Origin of the sequence: Cobetia sp. SIMBA_158 (genome assembly GCF_046566945.1) — a bacterium.
In the GTDB taxonomy this organism is placed as follows: Bacteria; Pseudomonadota; Gammaproteobacteria; order Pseudomonadales; family Halomonadaceae; genus Cobetia; species Cobetia amphilecti.
Genome location: NZ_JAWJYL010000679.1, coordinates 1 through 256 on the forward strand (window position 1 = coordinate 1; position 256 = coordinate 256).

The window sequence follows — 256 nt, forward strand, 5'->3', positions numbered from 1 at the left end:
GTTTGATACACTTCGTTGTACGTTGGAATAGTAATTAGTTCAGCAATTAGCTCTTTAGTTTTTAAGAGCGTTTGTTGTACCATCAGCATGCGTTGGACTTTTTCTTCAACAAATTGCTCCTGTTCCGATAAAAAATCGAGTAACTCTGCAGGCGTTAACGACTGTGCATACTTAATACTTTCGAGGGGCGTACCGATATACTTTAACGATTTGATTAAATCGAGTTGATAAATTTGTGAGTCACGATAATAGCGAT

The 256-nt window shown here is 37.1% G+C and carries 1 pseudogene; it reads right to left on the bottom strand.

Annotated features, from left to right (window positions below):
• A pseudogene (locus tag R2R70_RS21545) lies at positions 1 to 256 on the bottom strand (hypothetical protein); the annotation flags it as partial.